At 61.0% G+C, this 272-nt stretch carries 1 protein-coding gene; it reads left to right on the top strand.

Features of this window, described 5'->3' with window-relative positions:
* Positions 1-20: 20 nt before the first annotated feature.
* Positions 21-272 (top strand): hypothetical protein (locus AAEY98_RS22325; RefSeq protein WP_351019769.1); only part of this gene is annotated, 252 nt, incomplete at its 3' end.

The raw sequence follows: 272 nt of genomic DNA on the forward strand, positions 1-272 counted from the left end.
TCCATACCCCAGGCCTCAGCATGGGCTACCTCAATGACGACGCGGCAAACCGCAGTGCCTTCGTGGAAAATCCAATGGCCACCGACTGCCCGACGCTGGCACACCGGCTGCTGCGCACCGGCGATATGGTGCGGCTGAGCGAGACCGGAGAGGTTTATCTGATAGGGCGTGCGACGACCCATTTGAAGGTGCGCGGTTTCAAGATCTTCAGCGCAGACGTCGAGCGGGTATTGATGACTCACTCCGAGGTACGCAGCGCGCTGGTCACTACC

Source organism: Shewanella sp. AC91-MNA-CIBAN-0169, from assembly GCF_040310165.1.
GTDB lineage: Bacteria > Pseudomonadota > Gammaproteobacteria > Enterobacterales > Shewanellaceae > Shewanella.